20 protein-coding genes are annotated in these 24,971 nt (G+C 59.2%); 7 read left to right on the forward strand and 13 right to left on the reverse strand.

The window, feature by feature from the left end:
* Window positions 1-38: 38 nt before the first annotated feature.
* Window positions 39-746: a TetR/AcrR family transcriptional regulator gene (locus tag PMI18_RS00580; protein ID WP_007907768.1), complete on the reverse strand. Its 708-nt coding sequence runs from the start codon at window positions 744-746 to the stop codon at window positions 39-41.
* Window positions 747-975: 229 nt separating this feature from the next.
* On the opposite strand from PMI18_RS00580, the gene lexA reads away from it, so the two are divergent.
* Together lexA and sulA are read left to right on the forward strand one after the other, a co-directional pair.
* Window positions 976-1,584, forward strand: a complete 609-nt coding sequence (gene lexA, locus PMI18_RS00575) for a transcriptional repressor LexA (protein WP_007907770.1) — start codon at window positions 976-978, stop codon at window positions 1,582-1,584.
* 10 nt (window positions 1,585-1,594) lie between these two features.
* Window positions 1,595-2,068: an SOS-induced cell division inhibitor SulA gene (gene sulA / locus PMI18_RS00570; RefSeq protein ID WP_007907772.1), complete on the forward strand. Its 474-nt coding sequence runs from the start codon at window positions 1,595-1,597 to the stop codon at window positions 2,066-2,068.
* A 93-nt stretch (window positions 2,069-2,161) separates the two neighbouring features.
* Here the strand turns inward: sulA and PMI18_RS00565 are convergent, their stop codons facing one another.
* The 7 genes from PMI18_RS00565 to PMI18_RS00535 form a co-directional block, all read right to left on the reverse strand.
* Window positions 2,162-2,395 carry a hypothetical protein gene (locus tag PMI18_RS00565; RefSeq protein ID WP_007907774.1) on the reverse strand — a complete coding sequence of 78 codons (234 nt, stop codon included), beginning with the start codon at window positions 2,393-2,395 and terminating at the stop codon, window positions 2,162-2,164.
* A gap of 141 nt (window positions 2,396-2,536) precedes the next feature.
* A complete protein-coding gene (locus PMI18_RS00560) occupies window positions 2,537-3,061 on the reverse strand; it encodes a DUF6586 family protein (RefSeq protein ID WP_007907778.1) in 525 nt (174 codons plus the stop codon).
* Window positions 3,062-3,199: 138 nt separating this feature from the next.
* Window positions 3,200-5,827, reverse strand: a complete 2,628-nt coding sequence (gene topA / locus PMI18_RS00555) for a type I DNA topoisomerase (RefSeq protein WP_007907779.1) — start codon at window positions 5,825-5,827, stop codon at window positions 3,200-3,202.
* A gap of 114 nt (window positions 5,828-5,941) precedes the next feature.
* On the reverse strand, window positions 5,942-6,178 hold the full coding sequence (locus PMI18_RS00550; protein WP_007907781.1) for a DUF1653 domain-containing protein: 237 nt from the start codon (window positions 6,176-6,178) through the stop codon (window positions 5,942-5,944).
* Between the two features lie 98 nt (window positions 6,179-6,276).
* On the reverse strand, window positions 6,277-7,452 hold the full coding sequence (gene fadA / locus PMI18_RS00545) for an acetyl-CoA C-acyltransferase FadA (protein WP_007907784.1): 1,176 nt from the start codon (window positions 7,450-7,452) through the stop codon (window positions 6,277-6,279).
* A 30-nt stretch (window positions 7,453-7,482) separates the two neighbouring features.
* Complete coding sequence (gene fadB, locus PMI18_RS00540; protein ID WP_007907785.1) at window positions 7,483-9,630, reverse strand: fatty acid oxidation complex subunit alpha FadB; 2,148 nt, start codon at window positions 9,628-9,630, stop codon at window positions 7,483-7,485.
* A gap of 507 nt (window positions 9,631-10,137) precedes the next feature.
* Entirely contained in the window at window positions 10,138-10,575 is a 438-nt protein-coding gene (locus PMI18_RS00535) for a hypothetical protein (RefSeq protein ID WP_007907788.1), read from the reverse strand.
* A gap of 104 nt (window positions 10,576-10,679) precedes the next feature.
* Here PMI18_RS00535 and PMI18_RS00530 point away from each other — a divergent pair, with 104 nt between their 5' ends.
* Window positions 10,680-11,117, forward strand: a complete 438-nt coding sequence (locus PMI18_RS00530; protein ID WP_007907790.1) for a universal stress protein — start codon at window positions 10,680-10,682, stop codon at window positions 11,115-11,117.
* A gap of 191 nt (window positions 11,118-11,308) precedes the next feature.
* Here PMI18_RS00530 and PMI18_RS00525 read toward each other — a convergent pair whose 3' ends face one another.
* Complete coding sequence (locus PMI18_RS00525; RefSeq protein WP_007907792.1) at window positions 11,309-13,228, reverse strand: ATP-binding cassette domain-containing protein; 1,920 nt, start codon at window positions 13,226-13,228, stop codon at window positions 11,309-11,311.
* 213 nt (window positions 13,229-13,441) lie between these two features.
* Here PMI18_RS00525 and PMI18_RS00520 point away from each other — a divergent pair, with 213 nt between their 5' ends.
* The gene (locus PMI18_RS00520) at window positions 13,442-15,370 is read left to right on the forward strand and encodes a transglycosylase SLT domain-containing protein (RefSeq protein WP_007907794.1); all 1,929 of its coding nucleotides are present in this window, start codon (window positions 13,442-13,444) and stop codon (window positions 15,368-15,370) included.
* A gap of 214 nt (window positions 15,371-15,584) precedes the next feature.
* Here PMI18_RS00520 and PMI18_RS00515 read toward each other — a convergent pair whose 3' ends face one another.
* Window positions 15,585-17,372: an ABC transporter transmembrane domain-containing protein gene (locus tag PMI18_RS00515; protein WP_162131380.1), complete on the reverse strand. Its 1,788-nt coding sequence runs from the start codon at window positions 17,370-17,372 to the stop codon at window positions 15,585-15,587.
* A gap of 258 nt (window positions 17,373-17,630) precedes the next feature.
* On the opposite strand from PMI18_RS00515, the gene PMI18_RS00510 reads away from it, so the two are divergent.
* On the forward strand, window positions 17,631-17,810 hold the full coding sequence (locus PMI18_RS00510; protein WP_007907798.1) for a PA1571 family protein: 180 nt from the start codon (window positions 17,631-17,633) through the stop codon (window positions 17,808-17,810).
* Between the two features lie 174 nt (window positions 17,811-17,984).
* Here PMI18_RS00510 and pdxB read toward each other — a convergent pair whose 3' ends face one another.
* Window positions 17,985-19,127, reverse strand: a complete 1,143-nt coding sequence (pdxB, locus tag PMI18_RS00505) for a 4-phosphoerythronate dehydrogenase PdxB (RefSeq protein WP_007907799.1) — start codon at window positions 19,125-19,127, stop codon at window positions 17,985-17,987.
* Between the two features lie 341 nt (window positions 19,128-19,468).
* On the opposite strand from pdxB, the gene PMI18_RS00500 reads away from it, so the two are divergent.
* A complete protein-coding gene (locus tag PMI18_RS00500; RefSeq protein WP_033036920.1) occupies window positions 19,469-20,878 on the forward strand; it encodes an MATE family efflux transporter in 1,410 nt (469 codons plus the stop codon).
* Here the strand turns inward: PMI18_RS00500 and tusA are convergent.
* Together tusA and rlmM are read right to left on the reverse strand one after the other, a co-directional pair.
* Entirely contained in the window at window positions 20,875-21,126 is a 252-nt protein-coding gene (gene tusA, locus PMI18_RS00495; protein ID WP_007907805.1) for a sulfurtransferase TusA, read from the reverse strand. The two genes, PMI18_RS00500 and tusA, sit on opposite strands and share 4 nt — an antisense overlap.
* 180 nt (window positions 21,127-21,306) lie before the next feature.
* Complete coding sequence (gene rlmM, locus PMI18_RS00490; protein WP_007907807.1) at window positions 21,307-22,380, reverse strand: 23S rRNA (cytidine(2498)-2'-O)-methyltransferase RlmM; 1,074 nt, start codon at window positions 22,378-22,380, stop codon at window positions 21,307-21,309.
* Window positions 22,381-22,602: 222 nt separating this feature from the next.
* Between rlmM and acnA the strand changes: the two genes are divergently transcribed.
* On the forward strand, window positions 22,603-24,971 hold a 2,369-nt coding region (gene acnA, locus PMI18_RS00485), incomplete at its 3' end, for an aconitate hydratase AcnA (RefSeq protein ID WP_007907808.1).

Here is a 24,971-nt window from a genome sequence, read left to right on the forward strand (position 1 = left end):
CTTAGCGGATGTCAGCTGCCGCGCCCACCCGTGTGCGGTTAAACCTTGGCGGCTACCGGGGCCGATTTGCTGCGCGGACGCAACTGCGCGGTGGCCATGGCAGTGTCAGTGACGCCGGTTTCTGCCCGCATGCCAGCGGCCAGGAACGGCACCATCAGACGCATTACTTGTTCGATGGAAGTGTTGACGCCGAAATCGGTCTCGGCAATCGCACGCAAGGCCTTGATCCCCGACATGCTGAACGCCGCGGCACCCAGCATGAAGTGCACACGCCAGAACAGTTCGATCGGGGGAATGCGCGGCGCGGCCTCGTTGACCAGCATCATGTAGCGGCGGAACACCTTGCCGTACATATCTTCCAGATAACGACGCAAGTGCCCTTGGCTCTGACTGAACGCCAACCCCAGCAAACGCATGAAGATGGACAGGTCGTTGCCGCTGCGTGGCTGCACCACCAGAGCTTGCTCGACCAGAATCTCCAGCAACTCTTCAAGGGTCGGCTTGTTCTCGGGTTTGGCCTGACGGCGCTCCAGCTCTTTATCGAGACTGAGGCAGAATGGCCCGAGAAAACGCGAGAAGACCGCCTGGATCAGCGCCTTCTTCGAGCCGAAGTGATAATTCACCGCCGCCAGATTGACACCGGCCTTGCTGGTGATCAGACGCAATGAGGTTTCAGCAAAACCTTTTTCCGCGAACAACTGCTCGGCAGCATCGAGAATGCGTTCAACGGTTTCCGACTGGGCCATGGCTACTCCGCCTGACAAACACTTGTTTGAAACATACGTTTCAGCCTTGGCCTTGTCAAGTCTGGCGGTTCGTTTTGGGAATGGTCGGTCAGGTATTTAACCATACAACAGCAGCGCATCAATCAGCGAGCAAAATGACCGTCCAGCGCCCGGCGAAAAAAGGGGCATTGCCAAGACCGGTTCACTGTATATAATCCCAGTCACTGTATAAAAAGACAGAGCGATCAATATGCTAAAGCTGACGCCACGCCAAGCAGAGATTCTGGCCTTCATCAAACGCTGCCTTGAAGACAACGGCTACCCGCCGACCCGCGCGGAAATCGCTCAGGAACTGGGGTTCAAGTCGCCCAATGCGGCGGAAGAACACCTCAAGGCGCTGGCTCGCAAGGGGGCGATCGAGATGACCCCGGGCGCCTCCCGCGGCATCCGCATCCCAGGCTTCGAAGCCAAGGCCGACGAGTCCAGCTTGCCAATCATTGGCCGGGTGGCTGCCGGTGCGCCGATCCTCGCCCAGCAGCACATCGAGGAATCCTGCAACATCAACCCTTCGTTCTTCCATCCTCGCGCGGACTATCTGTTGCGGGTCCATGGCATGAGCATGAAGGACGTCGGCATTTTCGACGGCGACCTGCTGGCCGTCCACACCACCCGTGAAGCCCGTAACGGTCAGATCGTGGTGGCGCGAATCGGCGACGAAGTGACCGTCAAGCGCTTCAAGCGCGACGGCAGCAAGGTTTGGTTGATTGCCGAAAACCCTGAATTTGCCCCTATCGAAGTCAACCTGAAAGATCAGGAACTGGTTATCGAAGGCTTGAGTGTCGGCGTGATTCGCCGCTAAAGGAGGCTTTATGCAGTTCCCACATACCTCACAGCAAGCCCAACTGCCGTTGTTCGAGGCGTTCATGGCGCAGCCATTGGTGCCGATCCTGAAAGACGTGGTCGAATCGCCCTGGAGCGCCGAACCCGAAGTCTTCAGCGAGCTATCACTGCGCGGCGCGGCCGGGAACTGCCTGAACCTTTTGGCACCGATCCTCAGGGAACTGAGTCAGGATCAAGATGCACGCTGGCTGACACTGATCGCCCCGCCCGCCAGCCTGACACAAGCCTGGTTACGGGACGCTGGCTTGAACCGTGAACGCATTCTGCTCCTGCAACCGCGCGGCACGCAGAGCGCTCAGCAGTTAACCTGCGAAGCCTTGCGACTTGGCCGCAGCCATACGGTCGTCAGCTGGCTTAACCCGCTGAGCACAACGTCGCGGCAACAGTTGATCAGCGCTGCCCGTATCGGGGATGCGCAAAGTCTGAATATTCGACTGGGTTAACTGACAAACACTGTGCGCGCTGAACAGCGCGGGGCTTCTCCAAGGATAGAGAAGCCGATCTGTAGAGGTATTCGAAGAATCCGACAGGCGGGATCAATGAAGAACCCGTGGCCCCTCTTCCTTATCAAATTCGCCTTCCACCAGGCGTCCTGCCATCTGAACACCGACACTCAACATCGCCTTGGCGACTTCCACATGCTGGCCTTGCAGGAAAACCTTGGCATCCTCGGAGAAATCCAAAGTAACCAGAGAACCCTCGTCCTCGGCCCTGCGCAGCTCGATTCGGCCGTCTGGTAACTCGACAATTTCTAGAAAGGACGTTGGCATAAAGGTCTGTTCTCCACGAAAGGCGGGGATTATATAGGCATCAGCCAAGCTTCGCTCGGGATCTTGACCAAATGCCATCACGAAGAGAAATTTCTGACATCACTCTTCCTTGAGCAGATCCGTCCCTAAACACTCAATCTTTCAGCACTCGTTCAACCCTTCGCGAAACCGAATCGCCAGGCCTTTAAGGTTCTGACGCCAGCTCTCCAGCTCTTCCCGACTCAGCTCTTCCGGCGCCTCTTCTTCATCCAGATTAACGGCCAGAATGAGCGGCTGCGTCACATCACCCTTGGGCTTGTGCGGCGCGCGAGGCGGCTGAAACAGTGCGGCATATGCCGACAGCAGCTTGGCCAGCCAGGTTTCAGGGTTTTGCGCCAATTCAACCATCTCGGCCATTTCCGGAATAGCGATGGTTTCCAGCACTTCGCGAGTCAGCAGCATCTCTGCCCGCGGCGCATTGGCCTGAGGCAGGCGATAGAAACCGGCGATTTCATGGCACAGTCCCAACAGCGCACCGTACAGGTGAAACAACGCTGATTCGCGCCCGGCCTGAATCAACGCGAGGGAGTTCATCGCCCGCCCCTCTTCGGCTTTGGCAAGCGCTTCGAGCGACAGGCCGGCGAAATAAATCTTCTGGTTGGTACGGGTATAGAGTTCGTGGGCCATGACGGCAGCCTCCACAACGAAATAATTGCTTCACGCAGGTCAGACAGTGTCGTGGATCACCTGAGCTTCCCGCAAGCCCAAAACAAAAGGCCGCATGAAAACCCGTGGGTTGTCATGCGGCCTTTTGCGTACAGCCTTTTAAGCCTTGGCTGATGGACGCTTGTCTTCAACCGTCCACTTGCCGCCGTCGTAATACGCCTTCCAGCCAGTCGGTTTACCGTCAACCTCAGTCTGCACGTATTGCTCTTTGGTCTTACGGCTGTAACGAATTACCGAAGGAAGGCCGTCCGGATCTTTCTTCGGCGCTTCGCAGAGGAAATGGTACTTCGGATCGATCTCATCCTTGTGCGGCACGATCTCCACGACCAATGGAGCACGAGTCTCGCGGTTTTTCGGGAACTGACTGGCCGCCAGGAACAAGCCGGAAGCACCGTCGCGCAAGATATAGGTGTCGTTGACCTTTTCGCATTTGAGCTCAGGCATCTTCACCGGATCCATCTTCGGCGGCGCCGCGTCACCGCTTTTCAGCAGCTTGCGGGTGTTCTTGCAGGTGGCGTTGGTGCAACCGAAGAACTTACCGAAACGACCGGTCTTGAGCTGCATCTCGCTGCCGCACTTGTCGCACTCCAGGCTCGGACCTTCGTAGCCCTTGATGCGATAGGTGCCCTCTTCGATTTCGTAGCCAGAGCAATCCGGGTTGTTACCGCAGATGTGCAGCTTGCGCTTCTCGTCGAGCAGGTAAGCGTCCATGGCCGTGCTGCAGATCGGGCAGCGATGCTTGCCACGCAGGACCAGCGATTCGGACTCACCCTCGTCGTCCGCGGCGATTTCATCACCCGGTACCAGGTTGACGGTGGCTTTGCAGCGCTCTTTCGGTGGCAGGCTGTAGCCCGAGCAACCGAGGAATACGCCTGTCGAAGCAGTACGGATCTGCATCGGACGACCGCACAACACGCACGGAATGTCAGTCATCACCGGCTGGTTGGCGCGCATGCCACCTTCGGGACTTTCGGCTACTTCAAGTTTCTTCTTGAAGTCGCCATAGAACTCGTCGAGCACGTTTTTCCAGTCGCGTTCGCCCTGAGCCACGTCATCGAGGTTCTCTTCCATGCCGGCGGTGAAGCCGTAGTCCATGAGATTGGAGAAGCTCTCGGCCAGACGCTCGGTGACGATGTCGCCCATCTTTTCCGAATAGAAACGACGGTTGTGCAGCGCCACGTAGCCGCGATCCTGGATGGTCGAAATGATCGCCGCGTAGGTCGAAGGACGACCGATGCCGCGTTTTTCCATTTCTTTAACCAGGCTCGCTTCCGAGTAACGCGCCGGCGGCTTGGTGAAGTGCTGGGTCGGATCAAGCTTGATCAGCTTCATCGCGTCGCCCTGGGCCATGTCCGGCAGCACGTCGTCATCGCCAGGCTTGGCAATTTGCGGCATGACGCGGGTGTAACCGTCGAACTTCAGGATGCGGCCCTTGGCACGCAGCTCGAAGTCGCCGGCACCGACGGTGACCGTGGTCGACAGGTATTGCGCTGGCAACATCTGGCAGGCCAGGAACTGGCGCCAGATCAGCTCGTAAAGCCGTTCTGCATCACGTTCCATGCCCGACAGCTTGCTTGGCTCGGTATTGGCGTCGGAGGGACGAATTGCTTCGTGAGCCTCTTGTGCGCCTTCCTTGCTGCTGTAGACATTCGGGTTTTCCGGCAGGTACTTCTTGCCGAACTCACCTTCAATATAGGTACGCGCCATCGCCACGGCATCAACCGAGAGGTTGGTGGAGTCGGTACGCATATACGTGATGTAGCCGGCTTCGTACAAACGCTGGGCCATCATCATGGTTTTCTTCACACCGAAGCCCAGGCGGTTACTCGCGGCCTGCTGCAGGGTGGAAGTGATGAACGGTGCCGACGGCTTGCTGCTGGTCGGTTTGTCTTCGCGCTTGACGATGCTGTAGCTGGAAGCCTTGAGCTTTTCCAGCGCGGCCATGGCCTGGGCTTCGTTGAGCGGCTTGAAGGCTTCACCTTTCTCACGGGCCACGTCAAAACGAACAGTCGCGCCCTTGGCGGTGCCGAGGTCGGCATGAACTTCCCAGTACTCTTCCGGGTTAAACGCGCGGATTTCACGCTCACGCTCGACCACCAGCTTCACGGCAACCGATTGCACGCGACCGGCGGACAGGCCACGGGCGACCTTGGCCCACAGCAGCGGCGAAACCATGTAACCCACCACGCGGTCGAGGAAGCGACGCGCCTGCTGGGCGTTTACTCGATCAATGTCCAGCTCGCCCGGTTTGGAGAAGGCTTCCTGGATGGCCTTCTTGGTGATTTCGTTGAACACCACGCGCTTGTAGCGGCTGTCGTCACCACCGATGGCTTCGCGCAGGTGCCAGGCAATGGCTTCCCCCTCGCGATCCAAGTCGGTTGCGAGATAGATGGTGTCAGCATCTTTGGCGAGTCGGCGCAGCTCTTCGATGACTTTTTCCTTGCCCGGGAGGATCTCGTACTTGGCTTTCCAGCCATGATCGGGATCGACACCCATGCGCGAGACCAGCTGCTTGCGCGCTTTCTCTTTCGGCGTGAGCACCGGACCTTCACCTGCGGCGGCCTTGCCGCGCTTGGCGGCAGGCTCTTTGCTGGCGCTAGCCGAACCGCTGGTGGGCAGGTCTCGGATATGGCCGATACTCGACTTCACCACGTATTGGTTACCCAGATACTTGTTGATGGTCTTGGCCTTAGCCGGGGATTCCACAATGACCAGCGATTTGCCCATGGATCAGAAAATTCCTGAATTCTAGAAGTGAAAGGCGGTTGGCGCCTGACGCGGCACCGCTATATATAGTGGCTACAAGGTGAGGTCAAGCGCAGGGTTCTGCGCGCACTCCCCTTATGGCTGCGGAAAAACGCTCGGTTCGGCTTGCACCAAAGCAAAGCGTGGCACCTGTTCGCCGTCAACCTCGACCGACTCCAGGAACATGCTCAAGGGGCGCACCCAAAAGCCGTAATCGCCATACAGGGCTTGGTAGAAGACCACTTCTTCTTCGGTTTCCGAATGCCGCGCAACAGCGAATACGCGGTACTGCGGACCTTTGTAATGTTCGTAGAGCCCAGGTTGTATCGGCATGGTTTGGCCCTCACTCAAATTTTTTCAAAATAAAAACAAAATAAATCCGGAAAAACAAAAACCGGGGCACTTGGCCCCGGCTTCCATCAGCGAAACGCTTAAACGCGTTCGAAGACGGTGGAGATGCCTTGGCCAAGACCAATGCACATGGTGGCTACCCCGAAGGTGCCGCCATTCTGCTTCATCACGTTCAGCAAAGTGCCGGAGATACGGGCACCGGAGCAACCGAACGGGTGACCCAGGGCGATCGCGCCGCCGTGCAGGTTAACCTTCTCGTTCATCTTGTCGAGCACTTTCAAATCTTTCAGCACTGGCAGCGCCTGTGCGGCGAAAGCTTCGTTGAGCTCGAAGAAGTCGATATCGTTGATACCAAGACCCGCGCGCTTCAGTGCTTTCTGCGTTGCCGGTACTGGACCATAGCCCATGATCGCCGGGTCCACACCTGCCACTGCCATCGAGCGAATCACCGCCATCGGCTGGATACCCAGGTCTTGGGCACGCTGCGCCGACATCACGATCATGCACGAAGCACCGTCGGTGATCTGCGACGAAGTACCGGCTGTCACGGTGCCGCCCTTCGGGTTAAACGCTGGCTTCAGAGCCGCCAGGCTTTCCAGGGTGGTTTCCGGACGAATGGTTTCGTCGTAGTCGAACAGTTTCAGGAAACCGTTCTCGTCGTAGCCCTGCATCGGGATGATTTCGTCTTTGAACTTGCCTTCCAGAGTCGCCTTGTGGGCGAGCTGGTGGGAGCGCACGCCAAAGGCGTCCTGTTGTTCGCGAGTAATGCCGTGCATTTTGCCGAGCATTTCCGCGGTCAGGCCCATCATGCCCGAGGCTTTCGCCGCATACAGGGACATGTGCGGGTTAGGATCGACACCGTGCATCATGCTCACGTGGCCCATATGCTCGACGCCCCCCACCACGAACACGTCACCGTTACCGGTCATGATCGCTTGCGCAGCGGTGTGCAGAGCACTCATCGACGAGCCACACAGACGGCTGACGGTCTGGCCGGCCGCGGTGTGCGGGATCTGCGTCATCAGGGACGCCATGCGGGCGATGTTCCAGCCCTGTTCCAGGGTCTGGTTCACACAGCCCCAGATCACGTCTTCAACTTCGCTCGGGTCGATCTTGACGTTGCGTTCCAGCAATTTACTGATCAGGTGCGCCGACATGTCTTCGGCACGGGTGTTGCGGTGCATGCCGCCCTTGGAGCGGCCCATCGGCGTACGACCGAAGTCGACAATCACGACGTCTCTAGGATTCAAGCTCATATACTTTCACTCTCGCTCTAGTGTGGGCGCTTAACCGAAGAAGCTCTGACCGTTTTTGGCCATTTCACGCAGCTTCGCGGTCGGGTGGTACAGCGCGCCCAAATCAGCGTACTGGTCAGCCAGGGCAACGAACTCTGCAACACCGATCGAGTCGATGTAGCGCAGCGCACCGCCACGGAATGGAGGGAAACCAATACCGTAGACCAGGCCCATGTCGGCTTCGGCGGCGGTTTCGACGATGCCGTCTTCCAGGCAACGCACGGTTTCCAGGCACAGCGGGATCATCATCCAGTTGATGATGTCTTCGTCAGTGACTTCGCGCTGTTCGAACACGATTGGCTTGAGCACTTCCAGTACCGAAGGATCGGCAACTTTCTTCTGCTTGCCGCGCTTGTCGGTCTCATAGCCGTAGAAGCCTTTGCCATTCTTCTGGCCCAGGCGCTTGGCTTCGTAGAGCACGTCGACGGCCGAACGGCGATCGTCCTTCATGCGGTCCGGGAAGCCTTCAGCCATGACGTCACGACCGTGGTGACCGGTGTCGATGCCGACCACGTCCATCAGGTACGCTGGGCCCATCGGCCAGCCGAATTTTTCCATGACCTTGTCGATGCGGACGAAGTCCACGCCGGCGCTGACCAGTTTGGCGAAACCGCCGAAGTACGGGAACAGTACGCGGTTGACCAGGAAGCCCGGGCAGTCATTGACGACGATCGGGTTCTTGCCCATTTTCTTGGCGTAGGCAACGGTGGTGGCAACGGCCACTTCGCTGGACTTCTCGCCACGGATCACTTCAACCAGCGGCATCATGTGCACCGGGTTGAAGAAGTGCATGCCGACGAAGTTTTCCGGACGCTTGAGGGCTTTGGCCAGCAAGGTGATGGAAATGGTCGAAGTGTTGGACGCGAGGATGGTGTCCTCTTTGACCTTGTCTTCAACTTCGGCCAGAACGGCTTGCTTGACCTTCGGGTTCTCGACAACGGCTTCGACGACCAGGTCGACGTGACCGAAATCGCCGTAGGACAGGGTCGGACGAATGCCATTGAGCACTTCGGCCATTTTCGCCGGGGTCATGCGGCCTTTATCAACGCGGCCCACCAGCAACTTGGCGGCTTCGGCCAGACCTTGCTCGATGCCGTGCTCGTTGATGTCTTTCATCAGGATCGGCGTACCTTTGGAGGCCGACTGATAAGCGATACCGCCACCCATGATGCCGGCGCCCAATACGGCGGCCTGCTTCACGTCTTTGGCGATTTCGTCGTAGGCCTTGGCCTTTTTCTTCAGCTCCTGATCGTTCAGGAACAGACCGATCAAACTCTGCGCGGCAGAGGTCTTGGCCAGTTTGACGAAACCGGCGGCTTCGACTTCCAGTGCCTTGTCGCGACCGAAGTTCGCGGCTTTCTGGATGGTCTTGATCGCTTCGACCGGTGCCGGATAGTTCGGGCCTGCTTGACCGGCCACGAAACCTTTGGCGGTTTCGAACGACATCATTTGTTCGATGGCGTTGAGCTTGAGTTTTTCGAGCTTCGGCTGACGCTTGGCCTTGTAGTCAAATTCGCCAGAGATGGCGCCCTTGAGCAGGTTCAGAGCCGCTTCCTGCAGTTTCTCCGGGGCGACCACGGCGTCGACAGCACCGACTTTCAGCGCGTCTTCAGCGCGGTTTTCCTTACCGGCGGCAATCCACTCAATGGCGTTGTCGGCACCGATGATGCGCGGCAAACGCACAGTACCGCCGAAGCCTGGGTAGATGCCCAGCTTGACTTCCGGCAGACCGATTTTGGCGGTATTGGCCATGACGCGAAAATCTGCCGCCAGACACATCTCCAGACCGCCACCCAGTGCGATGCCATTGATAGCGGCGACAGTCGGGACGTTGAGGTCTTCGAAATCGCTGAAAATCTTGTTGGCTTCGAGGTTACCAGCGACAAGCTCTGCATCCGGCAGCTTGAAGTTGTCGACGAATTCGGTGATGTCGGCGCCGACGATGAACACGTCCTTGCCACTGCTGACGATCACACCCTTGATCGAAGCATCTGCCTTGATGGTGTCTACGGCCTGACGCAGTTCGTTCAGGGTAAGACGGTTGAACTTGTTGACGGACTCACCCTTGAGGTCGAATTTCAATTCGACGATGCCACTTTCAAGAGCCTTAACCGTGATGGCTTTACCTTCGTAAATCATCAACTGATCTCCACGATATGGAAGCTGAACAGTACACGTCGGACGCAGGCGACTGGCTCGGCAAGGACGTTTATCGTCGATGCTACGCCAATTCACCCGGCACACCCGCCAACGCGATAGTCGGGATTCTGTAGGAGCGCTCTGTAATACAAACGCTCAATTCATACGCCCGTTTGATTTGGGTATGTCACCTTCACGGAATTTCCGGCAATTGTCAATCGCCCAAAATACTGGTTGAAACGCGACTTTCCGGTCACTTCCGTACCACGAAGCCCTGCAACACGCTCATGCATGTGAGGCCATTCATAGAATCAATAGTTAGAAAAGTCGCCCTAATTACCGGCAGCCTGTGTTTAACAAGCTACGCTGGCGGGACCCTGAAGAAAAAATTTGAACGCTTTGACGAATGCCCAGCGTAAGATCAGCCACACAGAATTACCGGCCTGCCTGGCCAACCTCAGCCCGATGATGATGTCGGGCTTTTTATTGCCTGCTACGGATCGGGTTTCAGGCGAGCGCTTTGAGCGTGGCATCGATCTGTTGCAGAACCTCGGCCTCGCCCTTCTCGCCCCAATACAAGGCAATCATTTGCTTGTCTGCTTCGACCTTGTAGACGTTGGCAGGCAATTTTTCTAAATGATTCAGCAGCATTCCATCCTCACAGATCTCCTGCCACTGATTGACCCACACACCCGGCGCCTTCTGCCAGTAACTCCAGCACGCCGGTCGCGTGCCACGGCGCGGCCGATGGTACTGCGCGCAAGGGCTCGGCGGCTCCTCGCTCAGCCAGTGCGGCCATTCCTGGGGCGCCAGCTGCATGGCCAGGCCAATGCGCCGCGCCTCCATGCGCAGGGCCATGCGCCCGCTCTGAGTACGAGAGGGTCGTAACCAGGCCAGCGGGCTCAAGACCACCAGCAGGATTGACACCACTATCCAGACCGTCATATCTGTACTCCCGATTCTTGATGAGCCCATTGAGTCACTTTGAAACCAATGCGCTTGAAACCAGCCATACTTACCAATATTGCAATCCTCAGGAGGAGCACCTCATGCCCTACAACCACATTCTGGTCGCTGTAGACCTAACGGAAGAGTGCGATCCTGTCATCCACCGGGCTCGCGAGCTCTCGGTGAGCAATGGCGCAAAGCTGTCCCTGGTGCATATCGTCGAACCGATGGCCATGGCCTTTGGCGGCGACGTGCCGATGGACCTTTCCCAGTTGCAGCAGCAACAATTCGATCAGGCCAAAGAGCGCCTTGAACGATTGATCGTGAAATACCCGGAACTCTCCAAGGAATACAGTCACTTGACCTACGGCCAGCCGCGCCAGGAGATTCACCACCTCGCCAAGGAGCAAACGTGCGACCTGATCGTGGTGGGCAGTCATGGCCGACACGGCTTGGCACTGCTGCTGGGCTCGACTGCCAATGACGTGCTGCATGGTGCGCCCTGCGATGTGCTGGCAGTGCGCCTGATCAAAAGCTGATAACACGGAACAATGTGGGAGCGGGCTTGCTCGCGAAAGCGGCGTGACAGTCGACATCTTTGTTGAATGTTAAGCAGCCTTCGCGAGCAAGCCCGCTCCCACAGTGAATCTATGTCGGCCAGTAGATCGCATTTCATACGAAAAGCCCGGCGCTCATCACTGAACGCCGGGCTTTTTTATCGCCGGATCAATCAGGCATCCAGCTCGGCCCAGCGCTCGACCATCACGTCGAGTTCAGCCTGCAACTGCTCCAACTGAGTGATCACTGCTGCTGTCTCCGTAGCAGGGCGCTGATAGAAACCGGCATCCGCCATCTGCGCTTCAACCACCGCGATCTGCTGCTCCATGGCTTCGATCTGACTCGGCAACATTTCCAGCTCACGCTGCAACTTGTAGCTGAGCTTCTTCTTTGCCACCGGCGCCTCTACTACCGCAGCGACTGGCGCTGGTTCAGCAGTGACGACAGCCGAGTTCAGGTCGGCCTTGCCGGACTTGCTCTCGGTCACGCCCAACAGGCGCGGCGAGCCGCCCTGACGCAGCCAGTCCTGATAACCACCGACGTATTCGCGAACCTTGCCCTCGCCTTCGAAGACCAGGGTGCTGGTGACCACGTTGTCGAGGAATGCCCGGTCGTGGCTGACCATCAGGACAGTACCGTTGAAGGTCAACAGGACCTCTTCCAGCAACTCGAGGGTTTCCACGTCCAGGTCGTTGGTCGGTTCGTCGAGTACCAGCAGGTTCGCCGGCTTACTGAACAGTTTGGCCAGCAACAGACGGGCACGCTCACCACCGGACAGCGCCTTGACCGGCGTGCGGGCACGCTGCGGGCTGAACAGGAAGTCGCCGAGGTAGCTCAGCACATGGCGGCTCTGACCATCGATATCGATAAAGTCGCGACCTTCGGCCACGTTGTCGATCACGGTCTTTTCCAGGTCCAACTGATGGCGCAACTGGTCGAAGTAGGCCACGTCGATGCGCGTCCCCTCTTCCACTTTGCCGCTGGTCGGTTGCAGACCGCTGAGCATCAGTTTCAGCAGCGTGGTCTTGCCGGTACCGTTGGCGCCAAGCAGACCGATACGGTCGCCGCGCGTCAGGACCATCGAGAAATCCTTGATCAGGAACGGGCCACCCGGATGAGCGAAGCTCACGTTCTCGAGGACCATCACCTGCTTGCCGGACTTGTCAGCAGTGTCCAGCTGAATGTTGGCCTTGCCGGTGCGCTCACGACGCTCGCTACGCTCAACGCGCAGGGCTTTCAGGGCGCGGACGCGGCCTTCGTTACGGGTGCGGCGAGCCTTGATGCCCTGGCGGATCCAGACTTCTTCCTGGGCCAGTTTCTTGTCGAACAGCGCATTGGCAGTTTCTTCAGCAGCCAGAGTCGCCTCTTTGTGCACGAGGAAACTGGCGTAGTCGCCGTTCCAGTCGATCAGACCGCCACGATCCAGTTCCAGGATGCGGGTCGCAAGGTTCTGCAGGAATGAACGGTCGTGCGTGATGAACAGCACGGCGCCCTGGAAATCCTTCAGCGCTTCTTCGAGCCAGGCAATGGCGCCAATGTCCAAGTGGTTGGTCGGTTCGTCGAGCAACAGCAGATCCGGTTCGGAAACCAGGGCCTGAGCCAGCAGGACGCGGCGACGCCAGCCGCCGGACAATTCGGCGAGGGTCTTGTCGGCCGGCAGTTGCAAGCGGCTCAAGGTGCTATCGACCAATTGCTGCAAGCGCCAGCCGTCGCGGGCTTCGAGGTCGTGCTGGACGTGCATCAGCTTGTCCAGGTCGGCGTCGGTGACGATATTCTGGCTCAGGTGGTGATACTGCGCGAGCAGCTCGCCAACACCGTCCAGGCCTTCGGCAACCACGTCGAACACGGTCCGCTCGTCGGCTACCGGCAATTCTTGCGGCAATTCGCCAATTTTCAGGCCAGGTGCGCGCCAAACAGAGCCGTCATCAGGCTTCTGGTCGCCCTTGACGAGCTTCATCATGCTGGACTTTCCAGTGCCGTTGCGGCCGATGATGCACACCCGCTCACCACGGGCGATCTGCCAGGACACCTTGTCCAACAACGGCATAGCGCCGAAAGCAAGGGACACATCGCTGAATTTGAGCAGGGTCATGAGCTTCTCCAAAAACCGGGCGCGCATTCTACCTGACTTGAGGCTTCAGAAGGCCGGCAATTTCAATGTCGAAGCACTCTGCACAACAATTGTTGCGAACTTGTGCCGACAGCTCGGCAAAGCTTTCGCCCGCTGCTGGCAAAAGGCTAAGCTACAGACAATTCAGTGCCGCTCTCGCCGGCACTTGTCATGATTTCTCTGCCCGGACGTCTCATGCGCAGTCGCCTTTTCAATCTTTTTTCGTGTTTGCTTCTTACAGCCGCTGCCGCTCAATCCGCCCAGGCGGTGGACCTGTCCACCCAACGCCAGTACTACGATGAAGCCAAGCGCGCCTTGGCCAAAGGCGATTCCGGACCTTATTTCCGTTACAGCCAGGCTCTGAGCGATTATCCGCTGGAGCCCTATCTGGCTTATGACGAACTGACCGCACGCCTGAAAACCGCAAGCAACGCCGAAATCGAGAAATTCCTCGCCGAACACGGTGACCTGCCCCAAGCCAACTGGATGAAGTTACGCTGGCTGCGCTGGCTGACCGAACGCGGCGATTGGGCAACCTTCGTTAAATATTATGACCCCAAGCTCAATTTCACCGAGCTGGACTGCCTGAACGCGCAGTATCAGATCAGCCATAACCGCAAGGCTGAAGGCTACGCCAACGCCGATAAACTCTGGCTGACCGGTAAAACACAACCCGACGCTTGCGATGCTGTGTTCGGCATGTGGGCCGCCGATGGTCAACTGACTGAACAGAAACGCTGGGAACGCACCAAGCTCGCCGCCCAGGCACGCAACTATCCGCTGGCCAACAGCCTGATCAATGGCCTGACGACACTCGCCCCGCGCGGTCGATTGCTGGTGGATGTGGCGCAGAAACCCGAGCTGCTCAATCAGCCGTCGCGCTTCACCCCGGCGGATGAACCGATGTCCGACATCGTCAGCCTCGGCCTGCGCCGCCTGGCCCGTCAGGATCCGGACAAGGCCATGGCCCTGCTCGACGGTTACGCCAGCAGCATGCACTTCTCCCGCGACGAAAAAGTCGCGATTGCCCGGGAAATCGGGCTGACCCTCGCTCGACGTTTCGACAGCCGCGCGCTGGACGTAATGACCAAATACGACCCGGAGCTGCGGGACAACACCGTTTCCGAATGGCGTTTACGCCTGCTGTTGCGCCTGGCCCGTTGGGACGATGCCTATGAGCTGACCCGCCGCCTGCCTCAGGACTTGGCCACCACCAACCGCTGGCGTTACTGGCAAGCTCGCAGCCTGGAGCTGGCGCAGCCACAGAATCCGCAAGCGCAGACGCTGTATAAGGGCCTGGCTCGCGAGCGCGACTTCTACGGTTTCCTGGCGGCTGATCGCTCTCAATCCCCTTATTCGCTGAACAACAAACCGCTGGTACTCAGCCAGGCGCTGATCAACAAGGTGCGCAATACTCCGGGCGTCCGACGCGCCCTGGAATTCCATGCCCGCGGGCAGATCGTCGACGGTCGTCGCGAGTGGTACCACGTCAGCCGGCACTTCAGCCGTGACGAAATGGTCGCCCAGGCGAAACTGGCTTACGACCTGAAATGGTATTTCCCGGCGATCCGCACCATCAGTCAGGCGAAATACTGGGACGACCTGGATATTCGCTTCCCGATGGCCCACCGCGAAACCCTGGTCCGTGAAGCCAAGGTCCGTGGCCTGCATTCGAGTTGGGTATTCGCCATCACCCGCCAGGAAAGCGCTTTCATGGCCGATGCACGCTCCGGCGTCGGTGCTAGCGGCCTGATGCAACTGATGCCCGGCACCGCCAAGGAAACCGCGCGCAAGTTCAACATTCCCCTCGCATCGCCGCAGCAAGTGTTCGATCCAGACAAGAACATCCAGCTCGGCGCCGCTTACCTGAGCCAGGTCCACAGCCAGTTCAATGGCAACCGTGTCCTCGCCTCCGCCGCCTACAACGCCGGCCCCGGCCGCGTACGTCAATGGCTGCGTGGCGCCGATCACCTGAGCTTCGATGTGTGGGTGGAAAGCATCCCGTTCGACGAAACCCGACAGTACGTGCAAAACGTGCTGTCGTACTCGGTGATCTACGGCCAGAAGCTCAACTCACCACAGCCGCTGGTGGATTGGCATGAGCGGTATTTCGACGATCAATAATCTGTAGGCGCTGTCGCAGGCTGCGATCTTTTTCCGTCGCTGTAAAAAATGCCCGCCTCTTTCAAGGCGGGCATTTTTGTTTGCAGCTCAAAGCACTCACTGATTTTCACCGGACCGATCCCTTCGAGAGCCCGAAGCAATTTCGCTACTTGATCGGTTACTGGGTCGCTCTTCTTTGATGGGAATCGAAAAGATCGTCCCGAACCAACAGTGTCTACGCTCGCAGATCGGTTTCGACTTTGCCGTCATTGAACTGCAACGCCGCCAGCCGTGCATACAGTGCATTACTTGCAATCAACTCCTGATGCGTCCCCACTGCCACCAGTTTTCCTTGGTCCATCACCGCGATCCTGTCAGCGTTTTTCACTGTGGCTAACCGATGGGCGATGACCAGCGTGGTGCGGTTTTTCATCAGGCTGGGCAGGGCTTGCTGGATCAGGTGCTCGCTTTGGGCGTCAAGGGCGCTGGTGGCTTCGTCCAGCAGCAGGATCGGCGCGTCCACCAGTAGCGCCCGGGCGATGGCCAGGCGTTGGCGTTGCCCGCCGGATAAACCGAGACCCGCGTCGCCGAGGTGAGTCTGGTAGCCGTTGGGCATTTGCTCGATGAAGTCGTGGGCGTAGGCGATTTTCGCGGCTTCCTGGACTTGGGCCAACGTCGCCGTCGGGTGACCGTAGCGAATGTTCTCTTCGATACTGCCGAAGAACAACGCCGGGGTTTGCGAGACAAGGGCGAAGCAGCGACGCAGGTCCAGAGGATCGAGTTGGGTCAGCGGCACACCGTCCAGCAGGATGCGTCCTTCGGCTGGGTCGTAAAAGCGCAACAGCAGGTCATACACCGTCGACTTGCCAGCACCGGACGGTCCGACCAATGCCAGGGTTTCGCCGGCGTTGATCGTCAGATTCAAACCATCGACAGCATAGCTTTGCGGACGCGACGGGTAGGAAAAGCGCACATCGTGCAGTACCAGATCGCCCTTTACCCGTTCAGGCAAAGTCACCAGGCCCTGGGTCGGTGGCTGGATGATGTTTTCCGAGCGTAACAACTCGGCAATCCGCTCCGCCGCCCCCGCCGCTCGCTGCAGTTCACCAATCACTTCACTCAACGTGCCGAAGGCACCGCCGACGATCAGGCTGTAAAAGACAAACGCTGCCAGCTCGCCCGCGGAAATCCGGCCGGCGATGACATCCATGCCCCCGACCCAGAGCATCACCCCGACCGCGCCCAACACCAGCAGGATCACCAGGGTAATCAACCAGGCTCGCTGGAAGATGCGCTTGCGGGCAGTGTTGAACGCCTCTTCCACGGTCGTGGCAAAACGCTGCTCGTCCTGAACCTGATGGTTGTAGGCCTGCACGGTTTTGATCTGACTCAGGGTTTCAGAGACATAGCTGCCGATATCGGCAATCCGGTCTTGGCTCAGACGCGACAGGGTGCGCACCCGGCGACCAAAAATCAGGATCGGCGCGACCACCAGCGGCAACGCGACCACCACGATGCTGGTGAGTTTGGGGTTGGTGATAAACAGCAAGACTATCCCGCCGATCACCATCAGCCCATTACGCAGGAACAGCGACAGCGAAGAGCCGATTACCGATTGCAACAGCGTGGTGTCGGCGGTCAGCCGCGACTGGATCTCGGAGCTGCGGTTGTCTTCATAGAACCCCGGATGCAGGTAGACCAGATGGTTGAACACCCGTCGGCGGATGTCGGCGACGACGCGCTCGCCGATCCACGACACCAGGTAAAACCGCGCAAAGGTGCCAATCGCCAGACCGACCACCAGCAGCATGAACACACCGATGGATCGGTTGAGCAAATGCGGCGACTGGGTCATGAAACCCTGGTCCACCAACAGGCGAATCCCCTGCCCCATGGACAAGGTGATGCCGGCAGTGACGATCAACGCCAGCAAGGCCCCCAAGGCCGGCCAGCGATAAGGCGCGAGGAAACGGCTGGCCAGACGAATGGCGCGGCGGTGACGGGAAGAGAGCATGAAGATCATCCGATGGCGCAACCAATGGCTTTAACTCGACCAAGCCTACACCGCCCAACGGGATTGAACGCGGTAAATCATAATGAGTCAGGTTAATTATGACCGCCAAGACTAGTGGCTAGAGATTATTGGTCTAAAGTCCGGGTGGAAACGTCAGGGTATTTCTGATGGACTGAAGATGCCGACCTGAAAGATCGCAGGGAGTTGTCACAGCCCGGTCACCTGGCGGTTCTACAGTAAGCACACAACCTGATGAGGAGACAGGCCATGTCCTTGCAAAACAGCAGCGATGACAAGATTCCAGTGATCCGCACGCAGCCAGACCAGTCTCTGGGTTGCTCGATTATTGATAAGGATGGGCACGAAGTACCGATCACTGAAAACATGATCCAGGACGCTTGCCGCGAACTGGAGAAGCGATTGGTCAAGCCTGCCGAACAAGAGTGATGTAGCCACCGTCTTCTTGACCCGGCTCTTTTAGCCGGGTTTTTTATGGGTGCCTTTTGAGGGTGCTGCGCGCCCTATCGCGGGCAAGCCCGTTCCCACAGGATTACCGCGATTTCAAAATTGACGCATGACCTGTGGGAGCGTGGCTTGCCCGCGATAAGGCCAACGCGGTACTCAGACAGCCGAAGCCCCCAACGCCGCCACGATCCGCTGCAACGCTGGCGAATCCCCCTCGATCCGCACCTTCAACCCATCGATCTCACGCCGTAGCGGGTAATGCTTGCGCAGTGCATCGAACGCCGCACGCTGCTCGCTCACATTGCCTACAAGGCTGCGACGGAAATTCGCATCGTCACGGCGTGGGTCGTATACGCCACGGCACAACATCGCCAGCGCCCAGGCTGGATCGCTGTCGGCGTTCAACGTCACCGCCGACAACCACGGTGCCGGCAGCAAATCGTTCAGGTGGACCTGTTCCGGTTGCCCAAGGAACTCACAAAGCGCCTGATAGATCTGCGCCGTCCCGCGCTGTCTGCCGTCGAGGCTGTAACCCGCGATGTGCGGCGTCGCCAGCACACACAACTCGGCCAATGCCACATCGACCTCAGGCTCCCCCTCCCAGACATCCAGCACCGCTTGCAGGTCTTCACGTTCCAACAGCACCTGGCGCAGAGCGGCATTGTCGATGACCGGGCCACGACTGGCGTTGATCAGCCAAGTGCCGGGCTTGAGTTGATTCAAGCGGGTTTTATCGAACAGATGCCAGGTCGCCTGTGGGCCTTGCTTGTCCAGCGGAGTGTGCAGACTGATGACGTCGCATTGCTCGATGATCTGCTCGAGGCTGACGTAATCGCCCCCTTCGGCCGCTTGCCTTGGGGGATCGCAGACCAGCACGTTCCAGCCCAGACCTTGCAGAACCTTGACCAGCCGCCCGCCCACTTCACCGGCACCGACCACACCGTAGGTGCGTTGAGTCAGGTCGGTACCTTCGATTTCGGCCAGGGTCAACAGACTGCCCAGCACGTAATCGACCACACCCCGGGCATTGCAGCCTGGGGCGCTGGACCAGGTAATGCCGGCCTGTTGCAAGTAATCCAGATCCAGGTGATCAGTGCCGATGGTGCAGGTGCCGACAAAGCGTACCTTGCTGCCTTCAAGTAATGCGCGGTTGACGTTGGTCACCGACCGCACCAACAGCACATCGGCCTGCTCGACAGTGGCGCGGTCGATGGCACGTCCCGGCACCCGGCGGATTTCACCGAAACCTGCGAAGAAGGCATCGAGCAGCGGGATATTTTCGTCGGCAACAATCAACATGGCAGGCTCCTTTGGCGGATCGGCAGTTTAGGCGTAGATGACCGTGATGGGCCAGCGGGCATTGTTCGTATTGATGTGAAGGGCAACACGGGCCCTGTGGCGAGGGAGCTTGCTCCCGTCCGGCTGCGAAGCAGTCGTAAAGACTGATGCCGCGGTGTGCCTGAAGGAAATGGGTTGCTGATTTTGGGGCTGCTACGCAGCCCAGCGGGAGCAAGCTCCCTCGCCACAGGAATGTCGAAACAAGCTGATTACAAATCCCTAACACAGAACTTTTCCTGACCACTGCGTCAAGGCGTAGAATGCGCCGCCTTGCGCATCAAAATCTTCTGGACGTTTCGCCCTTGAATTCCGTGACTGACCACCCAGCCGCTATTTCCCTCAATCGCCCGGCCCGGGTTCGCCTGGAGCTGAAAAACCTGCTTGGCCTGGCGTTGCCGATCATGATCGCGCAACTGGCGACCACCGCTATGGGCTTCGTCGATGCGGTGATGGCCGGCCGGGTCGGGCCTCGAGATCTGGCGGCCGTCGCGCTGGGTAACTCGATCTGGGTGCCGGTGTTTCTGCTGATGACCGGCACACTGCTGGCCACCACCCCGAAAGTCGCTCAGCGCTTCGGCGCCGGCACGCACAGCGAGATCGGCCCGATCGTACGCCAGGCGTTGTGGTTGGCGCTGGTGGTGGGTTTGATGGCGACCGGCATGCTGTTCAGCGCCGAACCGATCCTGCACATCATGAAGGTCGACCCCGAGCTGATCGGCCCATGCATGCAGTATCTGCACGGCATCGCCAGCGGCCTGCCCGCCGTCGCGCTCTATCACGTGCTGCGCTGTTTCAGTGATGGCCTGGGTCGCACCCGCCCGGCCATGGTCCTTGGCCTGTGCGGGCTGGCGCTGAACATTCCACTCAATTACATCTTCATCTACGGCCACTTTGGTGTGCCGGCCATGGGCGGGGTCGGCTGCGGCTGGGCCACGGCGATCGTGATGTGGGTGATGGCGTTGGGCATGGCCGGCTGGGAGCGCTGGGCGCCGGCCTATCAGTCGAGCCAGTTGTTCAGCCGTTTCGACTGGCCGCAGTGGTCGGTGATCAAGCGTCTGCTGGGCATCGGCCTGCCAATCGGTATCGCGGTGTTCGCCGAGTCGAGCATCTTCGCCGTGATCGCCCTGCTGATCGGCAGCCTCGGCGCCACCGTGGTCGCCGGGCACCAGATTGCGCTGAACTTCAGCTCGCTGGTGTTCATGATCCCCTACTCCCTGGGCATGGCCGTGACCGTGCGTGTCGGCCAGGCACTGGGCCGTGAGGAACCACGCGAAGCCCGCTTCGCCGCCGGTGTCGGCATGGGCACTGCCCTGGCTTATGCGTGCCTGTCGGCGAGCATGATGTTGTTGCTGCGCGAACCCATCGCTGCGATTTACACCGCCGACCCGACAGTGATTCAGGTGGCCGCGATGCTGATCGTGTATTCGGCGCTGTTCCAGTTTTCCGATGCGATCCAGGTGACGGCGGCAGGCGCACTGCGTGGCTATCAGGACACGCGGGTGACGATGATCCTGACGCTGTTCGCGTACTGGGGGATTGGTTTGCCGGTGGGTTACGCCTTGGGCCTGACCGACTGGCTCGGTGCACCGAGCGGCCCGAGCGGGCTGTGGCAGGGTTTGATCGTAGGCTTGAGTTGCGCGGCGCTGATGCTGTCGATCCGCCTGACGCGCAGTGCACGCAAGCGGATCCGCATCAGTCGTTCAGCGGGTTAAGCGAGTTTCTTGCGGATCCAGTAGAGGTAGGTGCCTGCCTCTTCATGCTGCGCGACCAGTTCGTGGTCGAGAAACACGCAAAACTTCGGAATGTCGCGACGGGTCGACGGGTCGGTGGCGATCACCTTCAGCAGGCCGCCTGGCACCAGATCTCGGATGTGCTGGTGCAGCATCATCACCGGTTCCGGGCAATTGAGGCCAGTGGCGTCGAGGGTGCCGTCGACCGGCGTATCGATCATTTCACTCATGGTTTACTCCTGAAACTTGCCGGCATTGTCGCGCATTGCCGGGTGTTCGGTCACCTGTGGCAGAACGCCGCCGCCCTGTAGGAGCGAGGCTTGCCCGCGAAGGCCGCGCTGCGGTGTATCTATGGGACCGCGCTGCAGCCTTCGCGGGCAAGCCTCGCTCCTACAGGGGGGTGGTGTAGCTTAACGGGACTTGGGTTTCTTTACGTCGAGCCGGCGAAGGTGGCAGGTCACTTCCTCACGGTCGTGATACAGCTGCTTACAGCCGATCTCGACCCGAATGCCCCGCGCCTTGAACCCGTCGGCAATACGTTCCAGCAAGCGCTTCACTTCGGCATATCGCTGCTTCATCGGCAGCTTGAGGTTGACCACTGCTTCCCGGCAATGCCCATCGCCGATCCATTCTTCCAGCATCGCCGCGTTGCGCGCCGGTTTCTCGACGATGTCGCAGACCATCCAGTCCACCGGTTGCTTGGGCTTGAAGGTGAAACCGTCAGCCATCAAATGCTGCACCAAACCGGTGTCCATCAGGCTTTCGGCCATCGGGCCGTTGTCGATGGCGGTCACCAGCATGCCGCGGTTGACCAGTTGCCAGGTCCAGCCACCGGGTGCGGCGCCGAGGTCGACACCGGTCATGTCGCTGTGCAGGCGCTCGTCCCACTGATCCCGAGGGATGAAATGGTGCCAGGCCTCTTCCAGCTTGAGGGTCGAACGGCTCGGCGCTTCACGCGGGAATTTCAGGCGTGGAATACCCATTGGCCACATCGCCGAATTGTTCGATTCCGCCAGGCCCATGAACACTTCGCGGCCACTCTTGAAGGTCAGCAGCAGGCGTGGCTTGTGGGCGTCTTCCACCAGTTTGCCGGCCGCCATCAGCGCCTTGCGCAGGTGGCCTTCGAATTTCTTGCAGAAGTTCGACAGTTCCTTGCCATCGTTGGTGTCGACCATTTCCAGCCACAGGCTGCCGCACAGAGGGAAATCCGCCATGTGCGCGAGGATCACGCTGATACGGTCGGTTTCCGGCAGATCGATGAAGATCCCGCGAGCCCACTGGCGCGGGAAGATCAGATCGGCGAAGCGCTGGCCACGCATCAGGCGCTCGGCGCCGTCTTCTTCGGTGCAGATAAATTCGGCGCAGGCGCTGGCGGTCTTGGCCTTGGCATAACCGGCCACGTTCAGCCGCGCGGCATGTTCGGAAATCTCGGAACAGACTTCGCTTTCGAAGCCCGGCCGGCAATGCATAAAGAGGGTGTTCATTCTTACTCCTGGGCAGATGGCGAGAAATTCAGCCACTGCGCGATGCCCAGACTTGCGTTGAAGCAAAGCCTGTCACGAAAACCGGCGCATGATAGCCGAGATCGGAACCTTGGACTTGCCCGTAGAGTCCAGTTATTAGCCTTAACGTATAAACAGGGCTAGGTTTAGAGCTCTGTCCTTCCCGTCAGTCCGTAGCCGTGCGGATTTAAAGGAGTCATTTCAATGCCGTCCCTCGATAGCCTGAAAACCCTTAAAACCTTACAAGTCGACGACAAGACCTATCACTATTTCAGCCTGCCCGAAGCCGCCAAAAGCCTGGGCGATCTGGACAAGCTGCCGATGTCGTTGAAAGTGTTGCTGGAAAACCTGCTGCGCTGGGAGGACGAAAAAACCGTCACCGACGCTGATCTCAAGGCGATTGCCGCCTGGCTCAAGGAGCGTCGCTCCGATCGCGAAATCCAGTACCGCCCGGCGCGGGTATTAATGCAGGACTTTACCGGCGTCCCCGCCGTGGTCGACCTGGCCGCCATGCGCGCCGCCATGGCCAAGGCCGGCGGCGACCCGCAGCGAATCAATCCGCTGTCGCCGGTGGACCTGGTGATCGACCACTCGGTGATGGTCGACAAATACGCCAGTGCAAGCGCCTTCGGACAAAACGTCGACATCGAAATGCAGCGCAACCACGAGCGTTACGCCTTCCTGCGCTGGGGTCAGAGCGCCTTTAACAATTTCAGCGTGGTGCCACCGGGCACCGGCATTTGCCACCAGGTCAACCTCGAGTATCTGGGCCGCACGGTCTGGACCAAGGACGAGGACGGTCGCACCTATGCCTTCCCCGACACCCTGGTTGGCACCGACTCTCACACCACCATGATCAACGGCCTCGGCGTGCTCGGCTGGGGCGTCGGCGGGATCGAAGCGGAAGCAGCGATGCTCGGCCAACCGGTGTCGATGCTGATTCCGGAAGTGATCGGTTTCAAACTCACCGGCAAGCTCAAGGAAGGCATTACCGCCACCGATCTGGTGCTGACCGTCACCCAGATGCTGCGCAAGAAAGGTGTGGTCGGGAAATTCGTCGAGTTCTACGGCGACGGCCTCTCCGACCTGCCGCTGGCCGACCGCGCCACCATCGCCAACATGGCCCCGGAGTATGGTGCCACCTGCGGCTTCTTCCCCGTGGACGAGGTGACACTGGAGTATTTGCGCCTGTCCGGCCGCACCCCGCAAACCGTGAAACTGGTGGAGGCCTACAGCAAGATCCAGGGCCTGTGGCGCCTGCCCGGCAAGGAGCCGGAGTTCACCGACAGCCTGGCCTTGGACATGGGCAGCGTCGAAGCCAGCCTCGCCGGGCCAAAACGCCCGCAGGACCGCGTCTCGTTGCCGAATGTCGGGCAAGCGTTCACTGACTTTCTCGGCCTGCAATTCAAACCGCCCAGCAAGGAAGAAGGTCGCCTCGAAAGTGAGGGTGGCGGTGGCGTCGCGGTGGGTAACGCCGATCTGATCGGCGAAGCGGATTACCACCACGAAGGGAGTACTTATCGGCTGAAAAACGGTGCGGTGGTGATCGCCGCGATCACCTCCTGCACCAACACCTCCAACCCCAGCGTGATGATGGCGGCCGGGCTGGTAGCGAAGAAAGCCGTGGAGAAAGGCCTGAAGCGCAAACCATGGGTCAAGAGTTCGCTGGCTCCCGGTTCGAAAGTGGTCACCGACTACTACAAGGCAGCGGGCCTGACCCAATACCTTGAGGAACTCGGTTTTGCGCTAGTCGGTTATGGCTGCACCACCTGCATCGGCAACTCCGGGCCGTTGCCGGAGCCGATCGAAAAAGCCATTCAGAAAGCCGACTTGACGGTTGCCTCGGTGCTCTCGGGCAACCGCAACTTTGAAGGTCGCGTGCATCCGCTGGTGAAAACCAACTGGCTGGCCTCCCCGCCTCTGGTCGTCGCCTATGCGTTGGCCGGGACGGTACGCATCGACATCAGCAGCGAGCCATTGGGCAACGACAAGGACGGTCACCCGGTTTATCTGCGAGACATTTGGCCAAGCACCAAAGAAATCGCCGACGCGGTAACTCAGGTGAACACCGCCATGTTCCACAAGGAGTACGCCGAAGTGTTTGCCGGCGACGAGCAGTGGCAGGCGATCGAAGTGCCACAGGCGGCGACTTATGTCTGGAACAACGATTCGACGTATATCCAGCATCCGCCATTTTTCGATGACATCGGTGGCCCTGCGCCGGTGGTCAAGGACGTCGAAGGGGCGAAAGTCCTCGCACTGCTTGGCGATTCGGTGACCACCGACCACATCTCCCCGGCCGGCAACATCAAGGCTGACAGCCCTGCCGGCCATTATTTGCGCGAGCAAGGGGTGGAACCGCGGGACTTCAACTCCTACGGTTCCCGTCGCGGCAACCATCAAGTGATGATGCGCGGCACCTTCGCCAACATCCGCATTCGCAACGAGATGCTCGGCGGCGAAGAAGGCGGCAACACAATTTATATGCCGACCGGGGAAAAGCTGCCAATCTACGACGCTGCCATGCGTTACCAGGCGTCGGGGACACCGCTGGTGGTGATCGCCGGGCAAGA

It is taken from the genome of Pseudomonas sp. GM102, from assembly GCF_000282555.1.
Classification (GTDB): domain Bacteria; phylum Pseudomonadota; class Gammaproteobacteria; order Pseudomonadales; family Pseudomonadaceae; genus Aquipseudomonas.